The sequence below is a fragment of the Planctomyces sp. SH-PL62 genome (genome assembly GCF_001610895.1).
Classification (GTDB): domain Bacteria; phylum Planctomycetota; class Planctomycetia; order Isosphaerales; family Isosphaeraceae; genus Paludisphaera.
On sequence record NZ_CP011273.1, the window covers coordinates 1363664 to 1384952 of the forward strand.

Here is a 21289-nt window from a genome sequence, read left to right on the forward strand (position 1 = left end):
TTCGCAAGCGTACATCGGGCGCGTGAAAGGTGGAAAGACGGCCGGAATTCACGGAGTTTCCGGGCGTCGACCTCGCTCCCGCCACGCCCTGTCGAGGAACTCGACGATCGCCCCGGGATCGGTCAATCCGTGGGGGTGGTGGTCCGCTCCGGGCTTGATGATCCGCTCGACCGGCCCCCCCAGCGCCCGGTAGCGTTCGTAGACGATCTCCGAATTCTCGCGATGGGGGACGGTGACGTCGGCGTCTCCATAAACGAGGAGGATCGGGATTCGGGCCTCGGCCAGCGGCTTGAGGTGGTCCACCGGATTGCCGCCGTAGGCGACGGCCTCCTGATCGTTTCGAAAGCCGAAGGCCCGCAGCAGCTTCGCCCACTCCTCCGGAGAGCCGGAGCCGGTCCCCAATCCCTTAGGGCGACCGCCGGGCCAGCTCTTGAAGTCGCAGACGCCGTTGTCGAGATAGACCGCCAGCGTCTCGTCGGGATGGGCCGCCGCCCAGGCCATGCAGTAAAGCGCACCCCGGCTCAGGCCGATCAGGGCCGGCCGGGGGGCCAGCCCGTGTCGCTTCACCATCACGTCGTGGAACGTCTTCCAGCGGGCCATCGCCTTGGGCGACCCGAACAGGTTCGGGACGGAGATGTAGGCGAGGTGCCAGCCCTTCCCCAGCAGTTCGACGTCGGCGTTGGGATAGGCTCCGAAGAACTCGCCCCGCCAGGCCCAGGGCCTCCCCGCCAGCGGCGTCCGCGGCTCGACCACGATCACATCGACCCCGTCCACCCGAAAGTCATGACGGACGAAGCCGTTCCACTGACTGGCGGTCCCGGGGAACGCCCGGGGCTCCTCGGCGTGGACGGCCGCGGCGAGCCCAGCGATCAAGGCGACCGTGGAGAGAACTCTCAGCATCATCATCCCCCAGGCTCGGGTAACGGGGGCCGACCCAGGCCCCCATGACGAAAGAGCGGATCATACCCCGCCGCTCCCGTCCAGAGCCCACCGCATCAGGTTTCGAGCTTGAGCCCCTCCCGCTCGGCCCATCGCATGAGGATCGCCCGGCAGTCTGGGGCGGGGTCCTCATTCTCCCTGGCCTTCGCCTGGACGATCTCGCGGCTCGTCGGCTCGACCTCCACCGTCGCAGACCGCATCCAGCTGCCGGACGCCTCGACCCGGATCGACCAGATCGTCGTCAGCCGCCTGGCGCACGGGTCGGTATAGGTGGCGACGCAATGTTCCATCGCCTTCCCCTCGGAGGCCAGCGTGTGGCTGTCGAGCAATTCCCGGACGGACCAGTTGCGCCCCGATTCGTCCTCGCACTCGAATTCGCCGATGGACGATCGGTCCCATCGGATCAGCACGCGCTCAAGCCTTGCTTTTCGCTCCGCCTTCCAGGCCGCGACCCGCCTCAGCAGCGAGTCGGCCGTCCAACCCTTCAGCGAAAGGTTCGGCTGCGGGGCCTCCACGTCGACCTCCACCTCCTCGGGCCCCTCGCCGATCAGGACCGATCGCCATTCATATTTCTGATCTTGCAGGTACTCCACCACCGATCCGACGGCCGTCGGATCGACTCCCGGGTGGTCGACGAGGAACTGGATCGCGGACGACCAGAACTCCTCGTGCTCGAACGCCCCGCCCAGGCGCGTGGAGGCCACGGCCCGGGCCAGGCTGTCCGAACCGCCCAGACCTCGGACCTGCGCCCATCGCAGCGCGAAATCGATCGGATAGTGGGCCGGGGCGTGGGCGAGCCGGTGGGCCATGCGACGGGTCAGCGAGATCGGAAATCCGATCTCCCGCAAACTGACGCCCCGAGCGGCCTGAAGGAACCAGCGGCGCGATCGCAGGCCCTCCCAATCGTCCCTCATGAACCAGGCCGAGAGCAGGACCGGCGGCGCCGGGTACTCGGCCGTCAGGTGATGCGCGAGCGAGGAGAACAAGGGGATCGGATTCGTCCCCTCCGGCCTCCACGATTCGACCGGCCTGATCCAATCTCGGCGACACCGGGAGAGGGCGAGCATCCCCCGCAGAAGGACGTCGAGCCAGTCGGCCTCAGCGTGATTCCGATGGCGGCCGATCTTCAGCAAGTCGGAGCGAGCGCGGACGTCATTAAGAAACCGGAGGAACTTCGTCCTCGGCTTGCCGGAGGTTCGGTCGAGGATTTTGCGCACGGAGCGATCCACGAGAGACCGGGAGCGGTCCCTCGATGCAGTCGTCGCGGGCATGGCGAGGCTCACGGATTTTACGGGAATTCAAACCAATGGACGAGGGACGACGACGCGCCTCCGTCACGGTCGGTCAGGCTTCCCGAGGCCGGGAGCGAGCCTTCAGGTGCCGACCAGGGCGAGGTGCGTGGAGGTCTGGCCGAGAAGCGAAGTGGACTTCATGATCGGATTCCCCTGAAGGATCGAGACGTCTGCACGAGCTGAGACACCGATGACGCCAGGCCGGTTCGCGGGCCTCGTCCATGACCGACTTCGAAACGAGTCGCCAGGGCCGTCTCGCGACGCGAGGGCCCCCGGGCCGGGACGAGGCGCCGGCTGGACTCCGCGAATTCGACCGCGACGGGAGCGTGAGGCCGCGATCGGGCCACGAACCTCAAGGGGAGGGGAGGCGGGCCGGTTCCTGCAAGCGGCGATTACGCTCGACCTGGACGTCAAGCTCCTCGCCGCCGATCGAGCGGACCATCGCGCCGATGGTCGTCGTTGGATCGTTGGACCAGAACAGCCCCATGTCCTCTCTCGGGTCGTAGTGGAACCCGATCCGCTCGCCGTACCGTTCCCGAAGGGCCTCGCCGTTGCGGAGAAAGCCCGACCAGCCGAGGATGGCGTAGCTCAGGTCGAGTTCGTGGACGAGGACGCGCGAGGGCTCCTCGATCCGGGCCGCCACCATCCCCGTCGGTTCGTAGATCGTGGCGTTGTTCCGCCAGACGCTCGACGCGACGTAGTAGCGGTGCCGGGCGGCCTGCGCCGAGGGGGTGAGCGTGGCCGGGGAAGCCGTGGGCCAGGCGACGATCTCGGCCCCGGCCTTCGCCAGCGCGTCCCAGCCTTCGTCGTACTGGACGTCCCAGCAGATCTGGATCCCGAGTTTGCCGAAATCGCAATCGAACACCGGGCACTCTCGACCCGGCGTGACGCCCCCCTCCAGCACGTCGCTGCCGACGTACGCGACGGGGTGTCGCTTGCGATAGATCCCGACGACCTCGCCGCGGCGGTCGAAGAGGATCGCGGCGTTGGAATAAACGGTCGCTTCCGGTCCCGGTTCGGCCAGGTCCATCGTGGCGAGGATGTAAGACCTGTGCTTGCGGGCCAGGCCGCCGAAGGTTTCCTTGACCGGGCCGTCGAGAGGGATGGCCCGATCGCGAGCCTCCCCGCCGCTCGCTGTCACGACCGTCTCGGGGAGGATCGCCAGGTCGAGCCCCCGGCCGGGGCTCTGCGCCGAAGCCTTTCGGGCCATCTCGTCGATCAGGCCGCTCAGGATCTCCAGCCGCTCCTGCAGCCCGGGATAATCGCCATGCGGGCCGAAAATGGCCGTGCCGACGACGACCTTACGGGACGGTCGATCGCCCTTCGCGATCGGCGGCGCTTCGGCACGGGACGCTTCTTGGGGGGCCTCACCTGCTGCTGCTTCGGCCAGGCCGACGCCGATCATGATCGCCAGTCCGAGATGAACCGGGAGAAGGAGTCCTCGCATCGCAGCCGCTCCGGGAAGGGTGACGGGCAAGAGCTTCGGAGCACCGACCGGGTGTTCGGGAGTCCGATCCGGCTTACGAGCTTGACGACCGAGTTGGACTATTCCTCGGCCTGCTCCCGATCGGGGTTCGGAGGGTCGATCGTGATCGTCCAGCCGGGCGAATCGCTAGCCGGGAACGACTCCTGCGACGCCTGGTCGACGAGATCCATCGCCGAACCGAAATCGATCCGACCTCCGCGACCTCCGGGCTCTTCCAGGGCGTGGCCGGGAGCCACAGCGTCCGCATCTTCCGGGACGGAAGCCGGGGCGGCGTCATGGTGCTTGCCCGTCTCATCCGTTGGACTCATGACAAGGTCCTTATCCCTTATCCCCGCGCGGGGTGTCGGGGGAAGGTGATCGTCAGGAGGAGGGAGGCGTCTTCGATCCCCAGGACCGAGTGGGGTCGTCCGCCCTCGAGATAGAGGAGTTGACCGGCGTCCAGCTCACGCTGCGTCCCGCCCGACGTGAAGGCGATTCGGCCCTCGATACACTGGAGCGTAATCGCCCCCGGAGTCGAGTGGGCGGATATCTCCTTCCCCTTCGGAACGACGAGGCGGATCACCTCCAGGGCCTCGGTTTTGATCAGGGCGGTCGTGATCGCGTTCACCAGAGCGGGGCCGAGCGGCCGTACGTCGACGACCTCCCCCGGATGGGCATGCGGGATCGCCATGAGATTTCTTCCTTCGAGGAGGAGGCGGGTCGGAACCGAGATCCCGACCCTTCCCAAAATCCTGATCCGCGGCTCCGATCACTTGATCGGGATATCGTAACGGATGAAGCCCAGGATCTCACCGACTTTCTTGTGCGTGTGGCAGTCGGCGCACTTCTGCATGACGACCGGGACGACGGTCGCGGCCAGGAGCCGGCGGTCGTTCCCTTCGCCGACGACGCGGTCGAAGTAGGGCTTGCCCGAGTTGATCTCCCGGGCCGCATCCTTCTCGAAATCCGTGCGCGGCGCGTTGGCGTCGTCCAGCGGCTCGCCCGTGGCGTCCACCAGCTTGGCCGAGTGCCACCCCTCCTTCCGCATCGCCCCGAAGATGTCCTGGGCGACCATGATGGCGGGTTGCTCGTCCTGCCCCGCCACGTACCTCGTGGTGATCGAGACCACCGCGTTCTTGTACAGGCCGTCGAGCATCTGGACCTGTTCGCGCGTCCGCTCCAGCGCAGGGTCCGTTTCGGCTTCGACCTCGGCTTTCGCGTTGGATTCCGTCCCCGCGTCGACCCCCCGGGCGACCCCGGTCGAGACCGTGGCCAGGAGCGCCGCCGCCGCCGCGCCGAAGCAAGCCAATCCTAGCCACGTTCGCTTATGCAGAATCATCGCCACACTCCGTTTCCATTTTGCATGAAGGTCGAACCGATCGATACAACGACACTGGTGAATGAGACGAGACGCTCCGTCAAGCTTTGAAGATCGTCAGATCGAGGGGGACTGGGAGGAGGGATTCCAGCGTGATCCCGTGAAGGTAGTCCAGCTGCAGGCGTTCGGCCTCGGCCAGGACCCCGCGGAGCGTGCAGCCGGGCTGGATCGCGCACCGATCCGGCGCGGCGACGCATTCGAGCAGATGCATGTTTCCTTCGAAATCGAGGACCACCTGGCCCACCGTGATGTCGCGCGGCTCCCTGGCCAGCTCGATGCCGCCGCCGGGGCCGCGATGATTCCTGACGTACCCTAGCCGACCGAGCTGGTGCACGACCTTGCCGACGTGGTGCGTCGAGATCCCGAAGAATCCCGCCACGTCGGCCACAGGAGTCCGCACCGTCCGCGTCGCGAGGTACAGCAACGTCCGCAGCGCGTAATCGGTCTGGAGTGAAAGTCTCATGCAACCCCGAGCTTTATTCCTGCTAATCCTGAACGGAAGGTACAGGAATTGGATTGAAGGTTCAAGGCGCTCGTCATGGTGGTGATTTTCGCCCCGACGCTCCGGGAGAGGGCTTATTGCGAACGGATCTTGCGAAGAACGCGCATCATCGCGTCTCTGGGAGCCGTGCGGAACAGGAAGGAATCCAGGATGCCGGCGGCGCAGTCGTGCCGTTCCGCCTCGGCGTCCTCGGGCTTCCGCTCCCAGTTCGTCGCTGCGGCGGCCGCTCGACGAACGACAGCTTTACGTCAAAACGTCAAACCAACGAACGCTGTTGCGTTCTGAGCACCCGCTCCCGTAGGTCCACCGAGACGAACTCGGGAGTCGCCGTCGAGGCGTCGCGTCACGCGATCAGGGCTTGATGCCGTCTATCGCGTCTGAAAGTCGGGAGTGAGGAAACACCGGTCCAGGATTGGAATCGGGGCATCGGCCCATGAGATGGTGGCCCGCCTTCGGCTGCGAGCATTGCCGAGTCATGCTCTTGCGAAGCCTGGCGGCCGTCTCCTCCGCCTGGGAGGGGTCACCTAAATCGAGGTTTCGAGTCGCGAGTTAGGTTTAGAGCGGGCGAGGGGATTTGAACCCCTGACGTCCAGCTTGGGAAGCGCAACGGTTCCTGTCGGACCTCCGACCTCAAGACCGGCGATCCACTAGAGATACGACGAAACGGGGGGCGTGCAAGTCCAAGCATGACGGTGCATTTCCGGGCTGTAATTCCCTGGATTTCCGCGTCACGTAGAGAGCAAGAGCGTAAACCCCGTCACCTAGTGGTCTACCGCAGTAGATTCTGTGGGTAGAGTCGGGAGAGTTTTCGTCGCGCGTCGGCGACGCGAAGGCCCCACACCAGCTTGACTCCGAGCCGATTCCGTTCCGCCTCCCATGCACCGACCTCTCTTGCCGCGGACTCCTTGTCCGACAGCCGGCGGGCGAGGCATTGCCGGCTCAAGACGCTCAACTCGCACTCCGCCATGTTCAGCCAGCTGGCGTGCTTCGGCGTGAAGTGGAAATCCAGACGACGGGCCAGCCGCCACGCCTCGTCCGGCGGGTAGGTGGCGAACAGCGACCCGAACGCGTGCGTGTTCAGGTTGTCCAGCACCACCCTGATCACCTCCGCCTCCGGATACATCTCGTCGCAGAGATGTTTCATCTGGGCGGCGAAGTCCGGGATCGTCCGCCGATCCGTCACCGTGACGCGCCGACGGCCGGCCAGGGGCTCGACGATCACGAACAGGTTGGCCGTGCCGTGCCGCGTGTACTCGTAGTCCTGCTTCGCCGGCGACCCGGGCGCCGGCGGGATCGGCTCGGCGACGTCGCCCCGCAGCTCCTTGCTCGCCTCGTCGAAGCAGACCACCGGGCGGGCCTCGTCGTACGGCTCGGCGTACAATTCCAGCACGTCCTCCATGCGGTGGATGAACTCGCCGTCTACGCCCTTGGGGAGGCACCACGACTTCTTCTGCCACGGCTTGAGGTCGCTTTTTTGAGGACCCGGAGGACGGTGTCCTCCGAGACGCTCTCGACCACCTGGAGTTCGACCAGGCGGTCGGCGATCATCCGGGCGGTCCAGACGGCCCGGCCCTCGGGGACCGGGCTGCACGCCGTGGCGACGACGATCGCCTCGGCCTTGCCGTCGAGGACCGGCCTGGCGCCGGGGCGGGGCTTGTCGCGGAGGGCGGCCTCGAAGCCGCCGGCGGCGTACCGGCGGCGGACGTTGGCCACCGTGCCGATCGAGACGCCGACCTCGTCGGCGATCTCCTCGTCGGTGTCGCCGGCGTCGGCTCGGAGCAGGATCCGAGCTCGGTATCGCTGGCGACGGGTCAGCGAGCCCGCCTCCCACTGCTCCAGGGCGGCTCGTTCGTCATCCGTCAGCTCTACGACGTGTCGCTTCGCCATGTCACTCCTCCTAGCAAGCCAGGATAGCGAAAAGGCTGCCAAGATTCACTGCGTTCGACCACTAGCAAGCCAGGATAGCGAAAAGGCTGCCAAGATTCACTGCGTTCGACCACTAGTGGGTCAAGTGCCATGCCCGTAGCCATAAGACCTGAGTGCGAGTACAATCGGTGGCTTCTCGCACCAGGGAGGCCGCCATGTCGCGCCAGAAGAAGGACCCGCTCCGCGAGCTGACCGACGCGGAGCGACGGGAGTTGGTCCAGTTCAGTCGGTCCTCGGCCGCCCCGGCCGCCGAGGTCGTCCGCGCCAAGATCCTGCTGGCCGTCGCCGCCGGCGACGACTACCAGGACGCGGCCCGCGCCGTCGGCCGCCGCTCCGGCGACGCCGTCTCGCACCTGGTCGCCCGCTTCAACGCCGAGGGCCTTGAGGCGTTGAAGCCCCGCCACGGCGGCGGGCGGAGCCCGACCTACGGCCCGCAGGAGCGGGCGCGGATCGCCGCCGAGGCGGCCCGGGCGCCGACCCCGGAGGGCGACGGCACCGCCACCTGGTCGCTCTCGACGTTGCAGCGGACGCTCCGCGCGGCCGCCGACGGCCTGCCGAAGGTCTCGACCTATACCATCCGCCGCGTCCTGCGCGAGTCCGGGGCCAGCTACCAGCGCACTCGGACCTGGTGCCCCACCGGCAAGGCGCTGCGCCGCCGCAAGGTCGGGCCGGTCCAGGTCGCCGACCCGGATTCTGATGCGAAAAAAATTTGATCGAGGCGGCCTACCTCACGGGTACGTCGTCGGGGCTGGAGGTCTGGTGCACCGACCAGGCCGGCCCCTACCAGACGGTCCCCTACCCGGGACGGTCGTGGCGCCCCGAAGGGGACCCGGCGCGCCAGCCGCACGAGTACCTCCGCGACGGCACGGCGAAGGCCCTGACGCTGTTCCGCCCGGCCGACGGCCACGCCCGCGTCAGCGGCGTGACGGCCTGCCCCAACGCCGTCCTGCACCCCTGGCTGAAGCGCGAACTGGCGGCCATCCTTGCCGCGATGCCCGACCCTCCGGCGACGCCGGACGACGGCTGGCGTGGGGCCTGGGAACGCTGGCAGGAGGGCCTCACGGTCGTGCCGACGCTCCCGGAGGCACCGCCGCCGTTGCGGATGCTCTTGGTGCTCGACAACCTGGCCGGCCACAAGACGCCCGAGCTGGTGTGCTGGCTGTTCGACCACGGGATCATGCCGCTGTACACGCCGGTGGGCGGCTCCTGGCTGAACATGGCCGAGAGCCTGCAGCGGATCCTCAAGCGCCGGGCGCTGGACGGGCAGTACCCGACCGACGCGGCCCAGATCATCGCGTGGTATGAAGCCGCGGCGCGGCACTGGGACGCGGCGCCGACGCCGTTCCAGTGGGGCGGCAAGCGGGCGGCCCGGCGGCGGCGGCAGCGTGAGCGCCGTCACCACCTCGGCGGCTCGGGGGCCTGCTCGCGTGTCCCGGTCCCGCGGCGTGCCGACTTATGGCCACAGGCAATCCAAGTGACCCACTAGTACAGGATCACGGGACTTGCTGTGTGAGGCGATCGAGTCGTTCGCAGCCGTAGTAGCCGCAGACCCGCTCCTCGACCTCCGCGGCGGTCAGCTTCCGCTTCGGCTCGACGATGGCGCGCTTGCCGTGGACCCACTTCGGCTCGATCGCGTTGAGCCACGGCGCCTTGATCGGCAGGAAGCAGGCCACGATCCGCACCCCGCCCTCGCGCTTCACCCGACGGTTGTGCGCCTTGATCCAGCCCCTCGCCCGGGCGCTGACGTGCCAGGCGGCGTTGTCCCAGATGAGTAGCAGGGCGCGCTTCCCCTCGGCCGCCAGCCGCCGGCACGCCCAGGCCAGGAAGTCCTCGGTCACCTGGCTGACCGGCCGCCCTCGCACGAACCGCCGCAGCATCCCGCCGGTGTCGGCCCGCAGCAGGCCGTAGCAGGCCAGCGCCTTGGGCTCGCGGTCGGCGGGGTCGGCCGGCGGTTCGTGCAGCCGCAACGGCTCACCGCCGGCCCAGGCGCGCAGCTCGGGCCGCGCCAGCCGGCTCCACCACACCTCGTCCTGGTAGCCGAGCACCCAGTCGGGGTTGGCCTCGGCCAGGCGGATCAGCCGGTCGCGCGCCCCTTTTTGCGCGAGTAGGCCGGGTCGGGGCTGGTGATCCAGGTCTTGGCCCGCCTCCACCCCACGCCCAGGCGCTTCAGCGTCCGACGGACCGACTCGCCGCTCATCACCCGCGCGGTGACGCCCTCGGCGAACGCCGCCTCGGCGGCCAGCGCGAGGGTCCAGAGCGAGGTCGGCCTGCCGAAGTCGCGCGGGCTGCGGTGCAGCAGGGCGCGGAGCCGCTTGGCGGCCTCGGCCTCGAGGGCCGGCCGGGCCGATCGGGGGCGGTGCGACTTGGCACGGAGGCAGGCGAGCCCCTCGGCGGCGAAGGCGCGGATGGCGTCGCGGACGGTCTGGGTGGCGCAGCCGAGCCGGGCGCGGATCGCGGAGGGCTTGAGGCCCTCGGCGCTGGCCAGGAGGATCTGGCAGCGCCGCAGGGTGAAGGCCGAGGGCGATCGGAGGCCGGCCCGGAGGGCCTGGGACTCCTCGGGGGAGAACGGACGGACGAACAGGGGCGGCTTCATACCCCTACTACGACGGCCGCCTCTCACGGGATCAGTTGTGAGACGACACTAGGCCGAAAACCCCGCGTGACCGAGGGCCTGCCACGCAGCAGCCCAGGCAGGATTTCGCATCGGGCCAGGCTGAGCCAGGGAATGCGCCGGTTTGGCGGACCGAAGCACTCAACGCACCTTTCGATCGCGAGTGTCGCCTGATGTCTTCCCGTCTGCGCCGTCCGTACGTTAGCGGGACGGGATCATTATGGGATGATGGGCTGGTCGTCGAAACCGAACCATCCCGCCGCTGAGTTCCCATGAACGGCGAGAACCGGTCACGAAGACTGGACCATCCTCCGGTCGAATCGTATGGGCAGCGTGGGCCAGTCCGCGAAACTGGCTCATTCTCCAGACGAATCTCAAGGGACGACGGGGGCCGGTCCCGAAGACCGGCCCAGGGCTCTGGAGTGGGCCATTTCGATCCGCCCGGCGCCGACCGGATATGGTGCGGCGCATCCGTCAGGCCCCCTCACCTCGACCGATGCCGATTCCTGATGCCGCGACGTTCGACAGCCGGGGGAGTTGCATGGGCTTCCCACGACCACCGACCGGGGACGGCACCATACCCATCCTGCCCCCGGAGGCGCTACCGCTCCTCAGCCAACTCGTCACGGCCTTAACCCAACCGACCTACCTCCGCTTCGCCACCCTGCAGGCCGCCGCCATCCTGACCCAGTGCCGCCGCACCGCCTACCAACGGAGGCCGTCCGCCTGCTAGCGGTCAAGTTCCTTGGGCTCGCCGGGCCGGGCGCCAGCTCGGTGATCCCGGCGCCGAAGCGGTTGGCAGACGATCCGAGCGCCGAGATCCGAGGGCGAGCGGCGGCCATCGGAGCAGGTCCAGGCCGCCCCGGCGTCCGGCAAGCCAGCACGCCAACGGCAGCCCCGATCCGGGGGATTTCGCCGGTTTAAAAGTTGTCAAACAAGAGCTCTCGTGATACGATCCTTAATTCGCGATGGATGTCGCGGGTCACGGGCCCTGAACGATTGGGCGTCCGATCTGCGCGATTCATGATGCGTAGATGCTGGGCGAGGGCGGGAGGAACGCCATGGGCGGGCGATGGCCGGTGCGGTTGCTGATCTCGGTCGCGCTCATCGCCGCGACGCCCGCCATAGCCACGCCGGACGATTCCTCGCGGTCGCGCCGCGTTGTCGATGAATCGTACTTCGCCAACGCGGTGTACCCGGCGTTGCACGCCGTCCAGTGCGAGCGTTGCCACGGCGACAACGGCGTGGCCTCCGAGACGCGGCTCGCCTTCCCCGAGCCGGATGCCGGCCGAGATCGGATCACGGCGTTCGGTCTCGGCCTGATCGACCTGGTCGACCGCACGGACCCCGAGCGGTCGTTGCTGCTGCGGAAGCCGACGAAGCGCGTCAAGCACGCCGGCGGCCAGCGGATCAAGCCGGGCGGCGACGAGGAGGAAGCGTTGCGGGCCTGGATCGACTACCTGGCCGGCCTCTCGGATGACCAGGTGCGACAGGCGCGGGAGCGGGTCGCCCGATTCGAGCGGCGTGGGCTGGAGTCGCTGAGTGTGCGTCGACTGACGCATAGCCAATACAACCACACCGTGCGCGACCTGCTCGGCGACCAGAGCCAGCTCGCCAGTGGCTTCCCGAAGGAAGATTTCGTCAACGGCTTCAAGAATCAGGCGGAGGGTCAGGGGGTCTCGCCGCTCCAGGCGGAAGCCTACAGCCGGGCGGCCGAGCGGCTCGCCCTAGCTGCGTTTCGGGGAGGAGACCACCACCACCTGATCCCCCGCCAGCCCGCGTCGCCGACCGACGCCGAGGGTGCGGGCGAGTTCGTCCGGCAGTTCGGCCTCAAGGCGTTCCGACGCCCCCTGAAGGATGATGAAGTCAGCCGCTACACCGGGCTGTTCCTGGGGGAGGCCGGTCGCAGGAAGGACTTCCACGCCGGGGCCTCCCTGGTCGTCGAGGTCATGCTCCAGTCTCCGCATTTCCTCTTCCGGGTCGAGCGCGGGGCCGGCAGCCCCGACGCACCGTATGAAGTCGCCAGCCGGCTCTCGTACTTCCTCTGGGACACGATGCCAGACGACGACTTACTGGCTGCCGCTGGAAGGGGCGAGCTGGCGACGACCGTGCAGGTCGAGGCCATCGCGCGCCGGATGCTCGATGACACCCGCGCCCGGGGGGCGATGGCCGAATTCCTGGCGCAGTGGATGCGCTTCGACCGGGCGCTGGAGGCCACGCGCGATCGCCGACGGTTCCGCGAATTCAACGCCGAGGTCGCCGCGGCGATGGTCGAGGAGACGCGGCGCCTCTTCGAAGATCTCGTCTGGGGCGACCGGGATTTCCGGGGGTTCTTCACCGCCGGTTACACCTTCGTGAACGCCGACCTCGCACGGCTTTACGGCCTGCCGGCCCCCGCCGAGGATTTCGCGAAGGTCGACTATCCGGCCGATTCCGGTCGCTCCGGGGTGCTGGGGCATGGCAGCTTCCTGGTGCTGACGAGCAAGCCCGCGGAAACCTCGCCGACCGCGCGGGGGCTGTTCATCCGCAACCAGTTCCTCGGCCAGGAGGTCCCGCCGCCCCCGGCGGGCGTCAACACCGACTTGCCGACGGTCACGGAGGACGCGCCGTTGACGAACCGCCAGCGGCTCGCCGTTCACCTGAACAGCGAGTCGTGCGCGGGCTGCCATCGACTGATCGACCCCATCGGGCTGGGATTCGAGCAATACGACGCGGTCGGCGTGTTCCGGGAGAAGATGGTGCTCCAGTTCGCGGGCCCCCGGGGTGATCAGGCGCGCGAGCGCAGGCCGATCACTCGGGAAATCGAGGTCGACACGTCCGGTTCGATCGAGGGGATGGCCGATTCGGCCTTCTCGACGCCCCGGGAACTGGGCCGCCTGCTCGCCGAGAGCAAGACATGCCAGCGGGCCATCGTCAAGCAGTTGTTCCGGTACGCGTTCGGCCGGCAGGAGACCCCGAACGACCAGCCGGTCATCGAGGCGCTGGTGGCGAAGTTCCGCGGCTCGGGCTTCCGGTTCCGGGAATTGCTCCTCGCGCTGGTCATGTCGGACCTCTTCCTCCAGAAGGGCTCGGGTTGACTCATGACACCACGAAACGACTTGTCCCGGCGGCGGTTCCTGCGGGGCGTGGGCCTTTCGGGGGCCACCATCCAGGTCGGCTTACCTGCGTTCGAGGCGTTCTTCAACTCCAGCGGCACGGCCTACGCCGCCGAGGCGGGAGCCGCGGCCCGGCCGATCGAGACCCGCTTCGTGCTCTGGTTCAATGGCAATGGGATCATCGAGAAATACTGGATCCCGCGCGAGGACGGCCCGGACTACGAGATGACCCCCTGCCTCCAGCCGCTGGCCCGATTTCGCCGGGACATCCACGTCCTCAGCGGCGTCGATAATCCGGCCGCTCGCCTCCCCGGGCCGGGCAACGGCCACCACAATTCGATGAGCGGCCTCGTCTCGGGCGCGATGTTCTCGGGCCGCGGCGCGGGCGGCCCGTCCATCGACCAGGTGATCGCCCAGAAGATCGGCGACGACAGCCGATTCCGCTCCCTGCAAGTCGGCGTCTGCCAGGAATCCTTCGGCGAGAGCATTCAGCGGAATCTGAGCTGGGCCGGCCGCGATCGCCCGCTGCCGCCCGAGATGATCCCGCATCGGCTGTTCGATCGCCTGTTCGGCTCCAAGGAGCCGTACTGGATCGAGCGCAAGAAGAGCATCCTCGACGCCGTGGGCGACGAGGCGAAGTCGCTCCAGTCGGCGCTGGGGCATGGCGATCGTCAGCGACTCGAAGAGTATCTGACCTCGGTGCGCAGCCTGGAGCGGTCGATCGCGAGCCTGCCGCCCGAATATTCGCAGGTCGTCGAGCGGCCGTCGGAGGGGGGCGACCTGAAGGACTGGCCGCGGATCGCGAAGCTCCAGGCCGACCTCCTGGTGCACGCGCTGGCCTCGCGCCAGACCCGGGTCGCCTCGTTCATGCTGACCAAGTGTCAGGGGCTCTCGCGGTTCCCCTGGCTGGGCTACACCTACGAGCGGCACCACGAATACACCCACGGCCGGGTGGAATCGCCCGAAGGCCAGCGCATCATGCGCGACATCTGCCGGTGGCACGTCGAGGAATTCGCCTACTTCCTCGGCAGGCTGAAATCCATCCCAGAGGGCGACGGCACCCTGCTCGACCACACCTGCGCCCTGTTCGTCCACGAGCACGCCGAGGCCAATTCCCACAAGAACGCCGGCCTGGCCATGATCGCCGCGGGCCACGCCGGCCAGATGAAGACAGGCCTCCACACCCGCATGACCGGGACGGTGGGCGACCTGTATCTCACCCTGGCCGAGGAAGTCGTCGGCGCGCCGATCGCCAACTTCCCGACGGGCGAGAAGAAGCTGGTGGAGATCGTTTGAGGGTCATCCTGAAGGGGGGCGGCCGGGAGGCCGATCCCCTTCGGTTCGACAACCGCTCACTGGCCGCCACGCCGCCCCGGCTCGGGTTCCCGGGTCGCGGGCTTCTTCCACCAACTCACCCGGCAATCCGGCAGGGCCTCGCGGAGCGACTCCACGTCCTCGGGCGCGACGTCGAGGCCGCCGATGAAGAGCCGCTTCAAACCCTTCTTCGCGGAGAGCTGCGCCAGCCCCCGCGCGGTGAGGCCCGTCTCCGGCACCTCGAGGACTTCCAGGGACTCCAGCTTCAGGAACGCGGGGACCGCGGCGTCGTCGATGCCCGCGGCCCTCCCGAGCTTCAGATGCCGCAACGCCGGCAGGCCGGCCAGAGATGCAATCCCCTTCCCGGTCACCCGGGTCGCCCGGAGGTCGAGCGTGCGCAGCTCCTTCAGCGGCGCGAGCTGCGCGACCCCCCGATCCGAGACACCCGTCTCGCCCAGGTCGAGGACCTCGAGCCGTTGCAGTTGCGCCAGGTGGCCGATGTTGAAGTCCGTCACCGCGACGCTCCAGAGGCCGGAGTCGGTCCTCTGCTGGCCGGAGACGCTCAGCTCCCTGAGCGCGGGCAAGGCCTTCAGGGACGTCAGGCCGTCGCCGCTCATCTTGTTCCCGCCGAACGAGAGTCGTTCGAGTCGATCGAGGCCCTCGAGCAGCTCGAAGGAGTCGTCGTTGACGCGGCTGTGGCCGACGTCGAGTGCGCGGAGCCTCGTCATGCGCGCGATGTGCTCGAAGACCGAGCTGGTCACCTTCGTGCCGCGCAAGTTGAGCTGTTCCAGTCGCTTCCAGTGCTTCAGATAGGCGATCCCCTGGTCCGTGACGGCCTCCGCGTGCTCCAGGTCGAGGCTCAGGACCCCCTCGAGTGGGGCCAGGTGCTCTAGGCCCAGGTCCGTGATCTTCGTCGAAGCCAGGCTGATCACTTCCAGCCGCGGCAGGCGCGCCAGCTTCGCGAGATCCTCGTCCGTCACCCAGGCGTCGCCCAGGTCGACGCCGATCGTCTCCCCGTCGGCGTTGCGGACCAGGCGGGCGCCCAGTTCGGCGAGCTGGGCGCCGGGGTCGTCTCCGGCCACGGCGGCCGTCGCCGCCATGGTCAGGCCGACCGCGATGAGCCACGGGCCTAAAAGAATCTGGTTCATGATCGCTGCCGCTCGCATCGGGGGTCTCGGTTCGGGCCTCGCGCGAGGCCGATCAGCTCCGTCGTCGCTTCGGATCGCTCGACCTGGCGTCGAAGATGATCTCGCTGTTCGGCAGCGCCGCGCGGAGCTGCCGATACCCTTGCTCCGTGACGAACGTGTGGTAGAGGTTGAGCCTGCGGAGTTGCTCAAATCGCCCCAGCCGGCCCGCGGACGCGTCCGTGACCCCGGTGCTGTCGAGGCTGAGGTCCCGGAGATTCGTCAGGCCACCGAGCGCCTCCAATCCCTTGTCGCCCACGTCGGTGTAGTCGAGGTTCAGGGCCGCGAGCCGGGAGAAGCGACCCACGACCGGCATGCTCTTGTCGGTGACCCGGGTCCGGATCAGCCCCAGCTCCTGGAGCTGATCCAGGCTCGCCAGTTGGGGCATCGCGGCGTCGGTGATGCGCGTGTAGTTGAGCAGGAGGGACGTGAGGCCCGTCATGCGCCCCAGCCTCGGGAGGCCCCCGTCCCCGATGTCCGTCCCCGCCAGGTCGAGGCGTCGGAGGGCCCCGAGCGACTCCAGGGGAGCCAGCCCGGCGTCGGTCACGTCGCTATAGGCCAGAGTCAACTCTCGGAGCGTCGGGATCTCGGCCAGGTGGGCCAATCCTCGGTCATTGACGGGCGAGCCAGAGAGGCGGAGCCGCTCAAGCCCCAGCCCTCGCAGGTGCTTCAGCCCGGTGCCGGTGATCCGGGTGTGCGACAGACCCAGCTCGCGTAGGCGGGACAGGCCGGCCAGGGGTGCCAGGCCGTCATCGGAAATCGCCGTACCTTCCAGGTTGAGCACCTCGAGGTTGGTCAGCCGCGCCAGGTGCTCGATGCCGCGATCGCCGATCTCGGTACAGGAGAGGTCCAGTTTGCGCAGCGACCCCGAGGCGGCCGGGTTTCGGAGCAGCTCGTCGGTCACGCTCGTCGATGCCAGGGAGATCTCCCGCAACTGCCCGTCCTCGAAGTCCGCCCGGCCGCCGATCGAGCCCACCCATCGCCCTACCGCCCGGTCTCCCTCGCCGGCCACGACCTGATCCGCCGTCGCGGGGAGGGCGGGCCGGACCGAGGAGTCGAGGAAGGCCAGACGACACCGGGGCAGCGCATCCCGGAGGCGATCCACGCCGGCGCGGGTCACGCGCGAGTAGCGCAGGTCGACGGCCGTGAGGTGTCCGAGGCCCCTGAGCACCTCCACGCCCGCGTTCGTGACCTTCGTCCCGTACAGGTTCAATTCTTCGAGCGCCGCCATATCCGCCAGGTGGCGGACGCCTTGGTCCGTGAGCGCGGCGCCCTGAAGGTTCAGCTTCTTCAGCTTCGTCATCCCGCGCAGGTGCGCGACCCCAGCATCCGTGATCTTCGTCCCGCCGAGATCGAGCCACTCGAGGTTCACCTGGCCGCGGAGGTTCCGCAGGCCCTCGTCGCTGATGGTGGCGTCCCGCAAGAGGAGCCGCCGCAGCCCGGTCAGGCCCTGCAACTGGCCCAGGCCCTCGTCGTCCACCGGGCAATAGACCAGGTCCAGCGCCTCGAGCTTTGTGAATCGGGCCAGATGACGACCCCGCACCTGGGTATCCCCCAGGCTCAGCACCCGGAGGCTTGTGCCGAGCGCGGCGATGGCTTCGAGCCCCGAATCTTCGAACTTGATCGATTCAAGATAGGTGGGGCTGAAGGTCAGCTCCTCCAGGGTGGGAATGCCCGCGACGTGGCGCAGCTCGCGGCTGTAATCGATGCTCGACCCCGCGCCCGGATTCCACATCGGTCCGGGCAGATGCAGGGCCCTCAGTCGCGCGAGGCCGGCCAGTCTCTCGAGGTCGGGTGGGTTGACATTCGTCCCCACCAGGTCCACCGCCTCGAGGCGGAAGTCGCCCTCCGGCAGCCCCGTCAACTCGCGGATGCACCCCTCTCCCTCGACGCGGACCGCCCCGCCCATCAAGATTACCCATTCGGCGGCCTGCCGGTCCGCCACCTCGGCCGGCAGCGTGCGGGCCGAAACGATCAGATCGAGGCAGATTGCGATCGCCAGGACCGCGGGGCGAGCCGAGGAGCCGAGAGCCGATCGATTCGCAGTGAGCATTGTCTCGCAGCCCTCGGGTTCCGGCCTGTTTCACGGGCAATCCCGCATTCGATCATAGCCTCGCCGGTCAGCTGTACGCCAGCGTCCCGACACCGGGTGTACCAGGACCCGGCCGACCTGCAGAGGCACCTGGACGGGGTCGGGTCCGGGCCGCTGTCTTACAATCTGGTGCGGTTGGTGATCTCAGAGGCGGGACGACGCCAGGGCATGCCCCCGGACCGGATGAGCTTCGTGGACGCGCTGCGGTGGCTTGCGTCATCGCCTCCCGGAACTCCGCCGCCCGCACGGATCATTCGCCCGGTCCGTCCGGATTGCGTCGTGCCCCGCTGCCAGAAACGGCGCGGCAGGAATTATCCCCACCTGATCTTACCGTAATCGGTCCTTCGAAAAGGTCTGCTCGGGTAGGCTGATCGGCTCAACCGGATGGCATTCCCCGGATCAGGAAACGGGGACAAGCCACGATGATCACCGATCGGGCTGTGTGACATCGCCACTGCTGGCTGGCGCGTCTCACTGAAGGCATAGGGGATGGCCTATGCGTGAACTCCCGGATTCGCGAGAAAAAGTGGAAAGGCCTCGATTCACTACGTCTCGGAGGTAATATGGCCCGGTCTCGAAAACCGGTCCTTCACTTGTATGACCTGCCCCCGGGAAATGGCCCATCGCATCCGAGGAATCGGATGCGATGAGGCTCCCCTGAAAGGAGCCTTGAGCCATGAGGAAATCGAAGTTCACCGAGGGGCAGATCCTCTTCGCGTTGAGGTGGGCGGAGGCCGGCCCGGGCATCGAGGAGACGCGTCGAAAGCCAGGCGTGAGCCAAGAGACCGCGGAAGGCCGCCCCCGCGGCTTCGGGATGTAGGCATGCCGATGGCAACGGAGCAAAACACAACAATCTTCACCGGGGCTTTTGTTCAGTAGGCGGGCTGAGCGGTCGCATCGACGTCGGGGAGACGAACCGGCGACCCGGCCTCATCATCGAGGCGCGAGCCGCCTGGAACGAGGCGTGAGCCGCCTGGAACGCGGTCGGAGCCGCTGCGAGGGGAGAGCCGATCGGGTCAAATTCGAATCGCGATCCGGGCTCGCTTGGTGCCGGCGTGGAATCGTTCGGGGGCCGGCGGGGTGAAGTCCGGACCCGTCGAGGGCATCAAGGCGATCAGGGGCGGAATTTGTGGGCCGGGCGTCGAGATCGACGCGGCGATCCACGGGCGGGATGAGGGGGGCGACGTCGAGGCCGGGGGGCCCGGGATGGCCCACCGGTGATGCGCGGCCGGATGGCCCGGGGGGTGGGAGATCCCGGCGGAGGCCGCCATTCGCGGGGGGCCGGGGGCCGGCGGGTCGGCGATGCCTTGAGGGTTGGTGTTGCCAGCGGCCAGCGCGAAGCTCATGGAGGGCGAGAGCGAACCGGAAGTCAGGCCCCGCGCGTTGTCGAACTGGTAGACGTGATCGGTGCCCGCATCGACGGTCCACAACGCCCCGCCCCCGGTCGGGTCGAGCGTGATCCCGGTCGGGCTGGAGCCGGCCCCGGTCATGGTCCAGCTCCCGAGCAGCGAACCCGTCAGCGAGTACTTGAACACCTTGTCGGTGGTCGAGTCGTTGACGACCCAGATCGACGCGCCGTCGGTCACGAGGTCCTTGGGGTCGGCGTTGCCGCTGTTGAGGCGGAAGCTGCCGGCGGCGTTCTGGCTGCCCGATGTCCGGGTGGCAGCGCCGGCGTACCTGAACACCTTGTCCTGCTTGCCATCGACGATCCAGACGTCGGTGCCGTTGGTGGCGATGCCCTCGATCGTGGCATTCGAGGCCAGGGTGCCGGCGGTCCAGGAGCCGAGGAGCCCGCCGCTGGTGTTGTAGACGTAGACCTTCTTGTTCGCGTCGACGACCCAGACGGTGGTACCGGCGGCCGTGCTGGCGGCGCCGCGGGGGGCGGTGTTGCCAGTGTTCAGGGTGTAATGCTCGACGTCGCTGCCGAGCGTGCCGTACTCGTAGGTCCGGTCGCCGCCGCTGGCGTCGTTGACGACGTAGAACGTGGTCGCGTCGTCGTCGCGGACCGTGCCGACTCCTTGTCCGTCGGCGATCGAGGCGCCGAACGGGTTCGATAGGTTGAGCGTGAACGTCTCGTTCGCCTCGGCCTGGGAATCGTTCACCGTCCGGACGAAGACCGTGCGCGTCGTCACCCCGGGTGCGAACGTCAGCGTGCTTGAAGCCGCGGTGAAGTCGCTGTCGGCAAGGGCCGTGCCGCTGGCGGTGGCGTACTCGACGGTGACCGGTGAGGATGAGGCCGCGTCGAGTCTGACGGTGAAGGCGCCTTGTGAGCTCGGCCCGAAGCGGAGGATGCTGGAATAACGCGGATTGGTCTCCTCGTGGTTACTGACGACCAAGAAATTACTGTCGCGGTCGAACAGCAGGGCCTTGGGGTCGTGCAAGCCGCCCATCCCGGGCGGGATGAACTTCTCCACGTACGATCCGTTGACCCCGTTGTAGATCAGCACCTCGTTCACGGCGCCATTGCTCACGTAGAGGTCGAGGGCACCGTCGCCGCTGACGTCCGGCCCGAAGATCACGCCCGCCGTCGGGGCGAGGGTGAGCCCGCCGCTGCCCGCTGGGACGAACACCTGCTTGAACGCGCCAGTCTTGCCGTCGTAGCGGAGGATACTGTTGTAATAGTCGGAGTGGGCCCCGCTGCCGACGTACAAGTCGCCGTCCGGCCCGAAGACCAAGGCGGTCGGGTCGTTGAGCCCGCCGCCGCCCGGGGGGACGAAGGCGCCGAGGAACGCACCCGTCAAACCATCGTAGCGCAGGACCGAATCGGTCGCTCCGCTCGTGATGTAGACGTCCTTGTAACCGTCGCCGTTGCCGTCGGGCCCGAAGATCAAACTGCGGGGCACGTTCAGCCCGCCGGACCCGGACGGGATGAACACTCCCATGGACGCCCCGGTCGTGCCATCGAAGCGGTACACGTTGTTGCCGAGGTTGTTCGGCACATAGAGGTTCCCGTCCGGCCCGAACTCGACGTCCTTGGCGCCGCTCATGGTCGGGTCCGAGGCGAACACGCCGAGGAACGCTCCGGTGACCCCGTCATACCGGTTAACCCGCCCCAGAACAGTCGGGTCCGTCCCATCGCCTTCCACGCTGACGTAGAGGTTGCCATCGGGCCCGTAATCCATGCCGCGGGCGTTCTGCAAGCCCCCGCTGAACGGCGCCACGAAGGTGTCGATGAGCTTCATCGCTCTGTTCCCCTCCATGGCCGAAGCGTCGCTGACCGAGACGGCCGTCAGCAGCTCGCGGCCTTCCAGGCGCTCCACGCTCAATCGTCGGCCCCGGGCGGCCCTCGCCCGACGGGCGATCGTCCGGTTCAGGGGGGGAAATGAGTGTCGCATCGGTCGCTCCTCGAGGTTGGGGGCCCAGGCTGGTATGGGCTGACACCGCCGGGAGAGGGTGCGGGCCTGGGCAGGGAAGAGGTTTTGCATCGGACGGCTCCTTGGTTGGGGGGGCGGGCTGACTCCAGGTGACGCTCGGCGTGACCCTGGGACGTC

17 protein-coding genes and 1 pseudogene are annotated in these 21289 nt (G+C 68.1%); 5 read left to right on the plus strand and 13 right to left on the minus strand.

Annotated features, from left to right (window positions below):
* Positions 1-48 precede the first annotated feature (48 nt).
* From VT85_RS05305 to VT85_RS26535, 8 genes and pseudogenes are all read right to left on the minus strand, one after another.
* On the minus strand, positions 49-906 hold the full coding sequence (locus VT85_RS05305) for an alpha/beta hydrolase family protein (RefSeq protein WP_197491101.1): 858 nt from the start codon (positions 904-906) through the stop codon (positions 49-51).
* Between the two features lie 89 nt (positions 907-995).
* Positions 996-1925, minus strand: coding sequence for a PcfJ domain-containing protein (locus tag VT85_RS05310; protein ID WP_197491102.1), 930 nt, complete (start codon positions 1923-1925; stop codon positions 996-998).
* 658 nt (positions 1926-2583) lie between these two features.
* Entirely contained in the window at positions 2584-3678 is a 1095-nt protein-coding gene (locus tag VT85_RS05315; RefSeq protein ID WP_068411604.1) for a carbon-nitrogen hydrolase family protein, read from the minus strand.
* A 98-nt stretch (positions 3679-3776) separates the two neighbouring features.
* Positions 3777-4025 (minus strand): hypothetical protein, encoded by a 249-nt coding sequence (locus tag VT85_RS27375; RefSeq protein WP_156512689.1) that lies wholly within the window; start codon positions 4023-4025, stop codon positions 3777-3779.
* A 17-nt stretch (positions 4026-4042) separates the two neighbouring features.
* A complete protein-coding gene (locus VT85_RS05320) occupies positions 4043-4387 on the minus strand; it encodes a cupin domain-containing protein (protein WP_068411607.1) in 345 nt (114 codons plus the stop codon).
* A 78-nt stretch (positions 4388-4465) separates the two neighbouring features.
* Entirely contained in the window at positions 4466-5035 is a 570-nt protein-coding gene (locus VT85_RS05325; RefSeq protein WP_197491103.1) for a DUF3365 domain-containing protein, read from the minus strand.
* Between the two features lie 79 nt (positions 5036-5114).
* Positions 5115-5537 (minus strand): RrF2 family transcriptional regulator, encoded by a 423-nt coding sequence (locus VT85_RS05330; RefSeq protein WP_068411609.1) that lies wholly within the window; start codon positions 5535-5537, stop codon positions 5115-5117.
* Between the two features lie 808 nt (positions 5538-6345).
* Positions 6346-7463, minus strand: a pseudogene (locus VT85_RS26535) (IS630 family transposase).
* Between the two features lie 194 nt (positions 7464-7657).
* On the opposite strand from VT85_RS26535, the gene VT85_RS05345 reads away from it, so the two are divergent.
* Complete coding sequence (locus VT85_RS05345; RefSeq protein WP_068411620.1) at positions 7658-8215, plus strand: helix-turn-helix domain-containing protein; 558 nt, start codon at positions 7658-7660, stop codon at positions 8213-8215.
* Positions 8212-8988 carry a transposase gene (locus VT85_RS05350; RefSeq protein WP_082858376.1) on the plus strand — a complete coding sequence of 259 codons (777 nt, stop codon included), beginning with the start codon at positions 8212-8214 and terminating at the stop codon, positions 8986-8988. Before VT85_RS05345 ends, VT85_RS05350 begins: the two co-directional genes overlap by 4 nt.
* Positions 8989-8995: 7 nt before the next feature.
* Here the strand turns inward: VT85_RS05350 and VT85_RS05355 are convergent, their stop codons facing one another.
* Both VT85_RS05355 and VT85_RS05360 read right to left on the minus strand, forming a co-directional pair.
* Complete coding sequence (locus VT85_RS05355) at positions 8996-9652, minus strand: transposase (protein WP_197491104.1); 657 nt, start codon at positions 9650-9652, stop codon at positions 8996-8998.
* A complete protein-coding gene (locus tag VT85_RS05360) occupies positions 9577-10095 on the minus strand; it encodes a helix-turn-helix domain-containing protein (protein ID WP_068411627.1) in 519 nt (172 codons plus the stop codon). The genes VT85_RS05355 and VT85_RS05360 overlap by 76 nt, the downstream gene beginning before the upstream one ends.
* Positions 10096-10654: 559 nt before the next feature.
* Between VT85_RS05360 and VT85_RS05365 the strand changes: the two genes are divergently transcribed.
* From VT85_RS05365 to VT85_RS05375, 3 genes are all read left to right on the plus strand, one after another.
* Positions 10655-10846 (plus strand): hypothetical protein, encoded by a 192-nt coding sequence (locus VT85_RS05365; RefSeq protein ID WP_156512690.1) that lies wholly within the window; start codon positions 10655-10657, stop codon positions 10844-10846.
* Between the two features lie 328 nt (positions 10847-11174).
* Positions 11175-13190: a DUF1592 domain-containing protein gene (locus VT85_RS05370; RefSeq protein ID WP_197491105.1), complete on the plus strand. Its 2016-nt coding sequence runs from the start codon at positions 11175-11177 to the stop codon at positions 13188-13190.
* 3 nt (positions 13191-13193) lie between these two features.
* Positions 13194-14504 (plus strand): DUF1552 domain-containing protein, encoded by a 1311-nt coding sequence (locus VT85_RS05375; protein ID WP_082858377.1) that lies wholly within the window; start codon positions 13194-13196, stop codon positions 14502-14504.
* A gap of 56 nt (positions 14505-14560) precedes the next feature.
* On the opposite strand, the gene VT85_RS05380 is transcribed toward VT85_RS05375, so the two are convergent.
* The 3 genes from VT85_RS05380 to VT85_RS05390 all read right to left on the minus strand — a co-directional run bounded on the left by VT85_RS05380 (position 14561) and on the right by VT85_RS05390 (position 21133).
* Positions 14561-15688 (minus strand): leucine-rich repeat domain-containing protein, encoded by a 1128-nt coding sequence (locus tag VT85_RS05380; RefSeq protein WP_156512691.1) that lies wholly within the window; start codon positions 15686-15688, stop codon positions 14561-14563.
* Positions 15689-15722: 34 nt separating this feature from the next.
* Positions 15723-17759 carry a hypothetical protein gene (locus VT85_RS05385; protein ID WP_068411643.1) on the minus strand — a complete coding sequence of 679 codons (2037 nt, stop codon included), beginning with the start codon at positions 17757-17759 and terminating at the stop codon, positions 15723-15725.
* Between the two features lie 1055 nt (positions 17760-18814).
* Entirely contained in the window at positions 18815-21133 is a 2319-nt protein-coding gene (locus tag VT85_RS05390) for a Calx-beta domain-containing protein (RefSeq protein WP_197491106.1), read from the minus strand.
* Between the last annotated feature and the right edge of the window lie 156 nt (positions 21134-21289).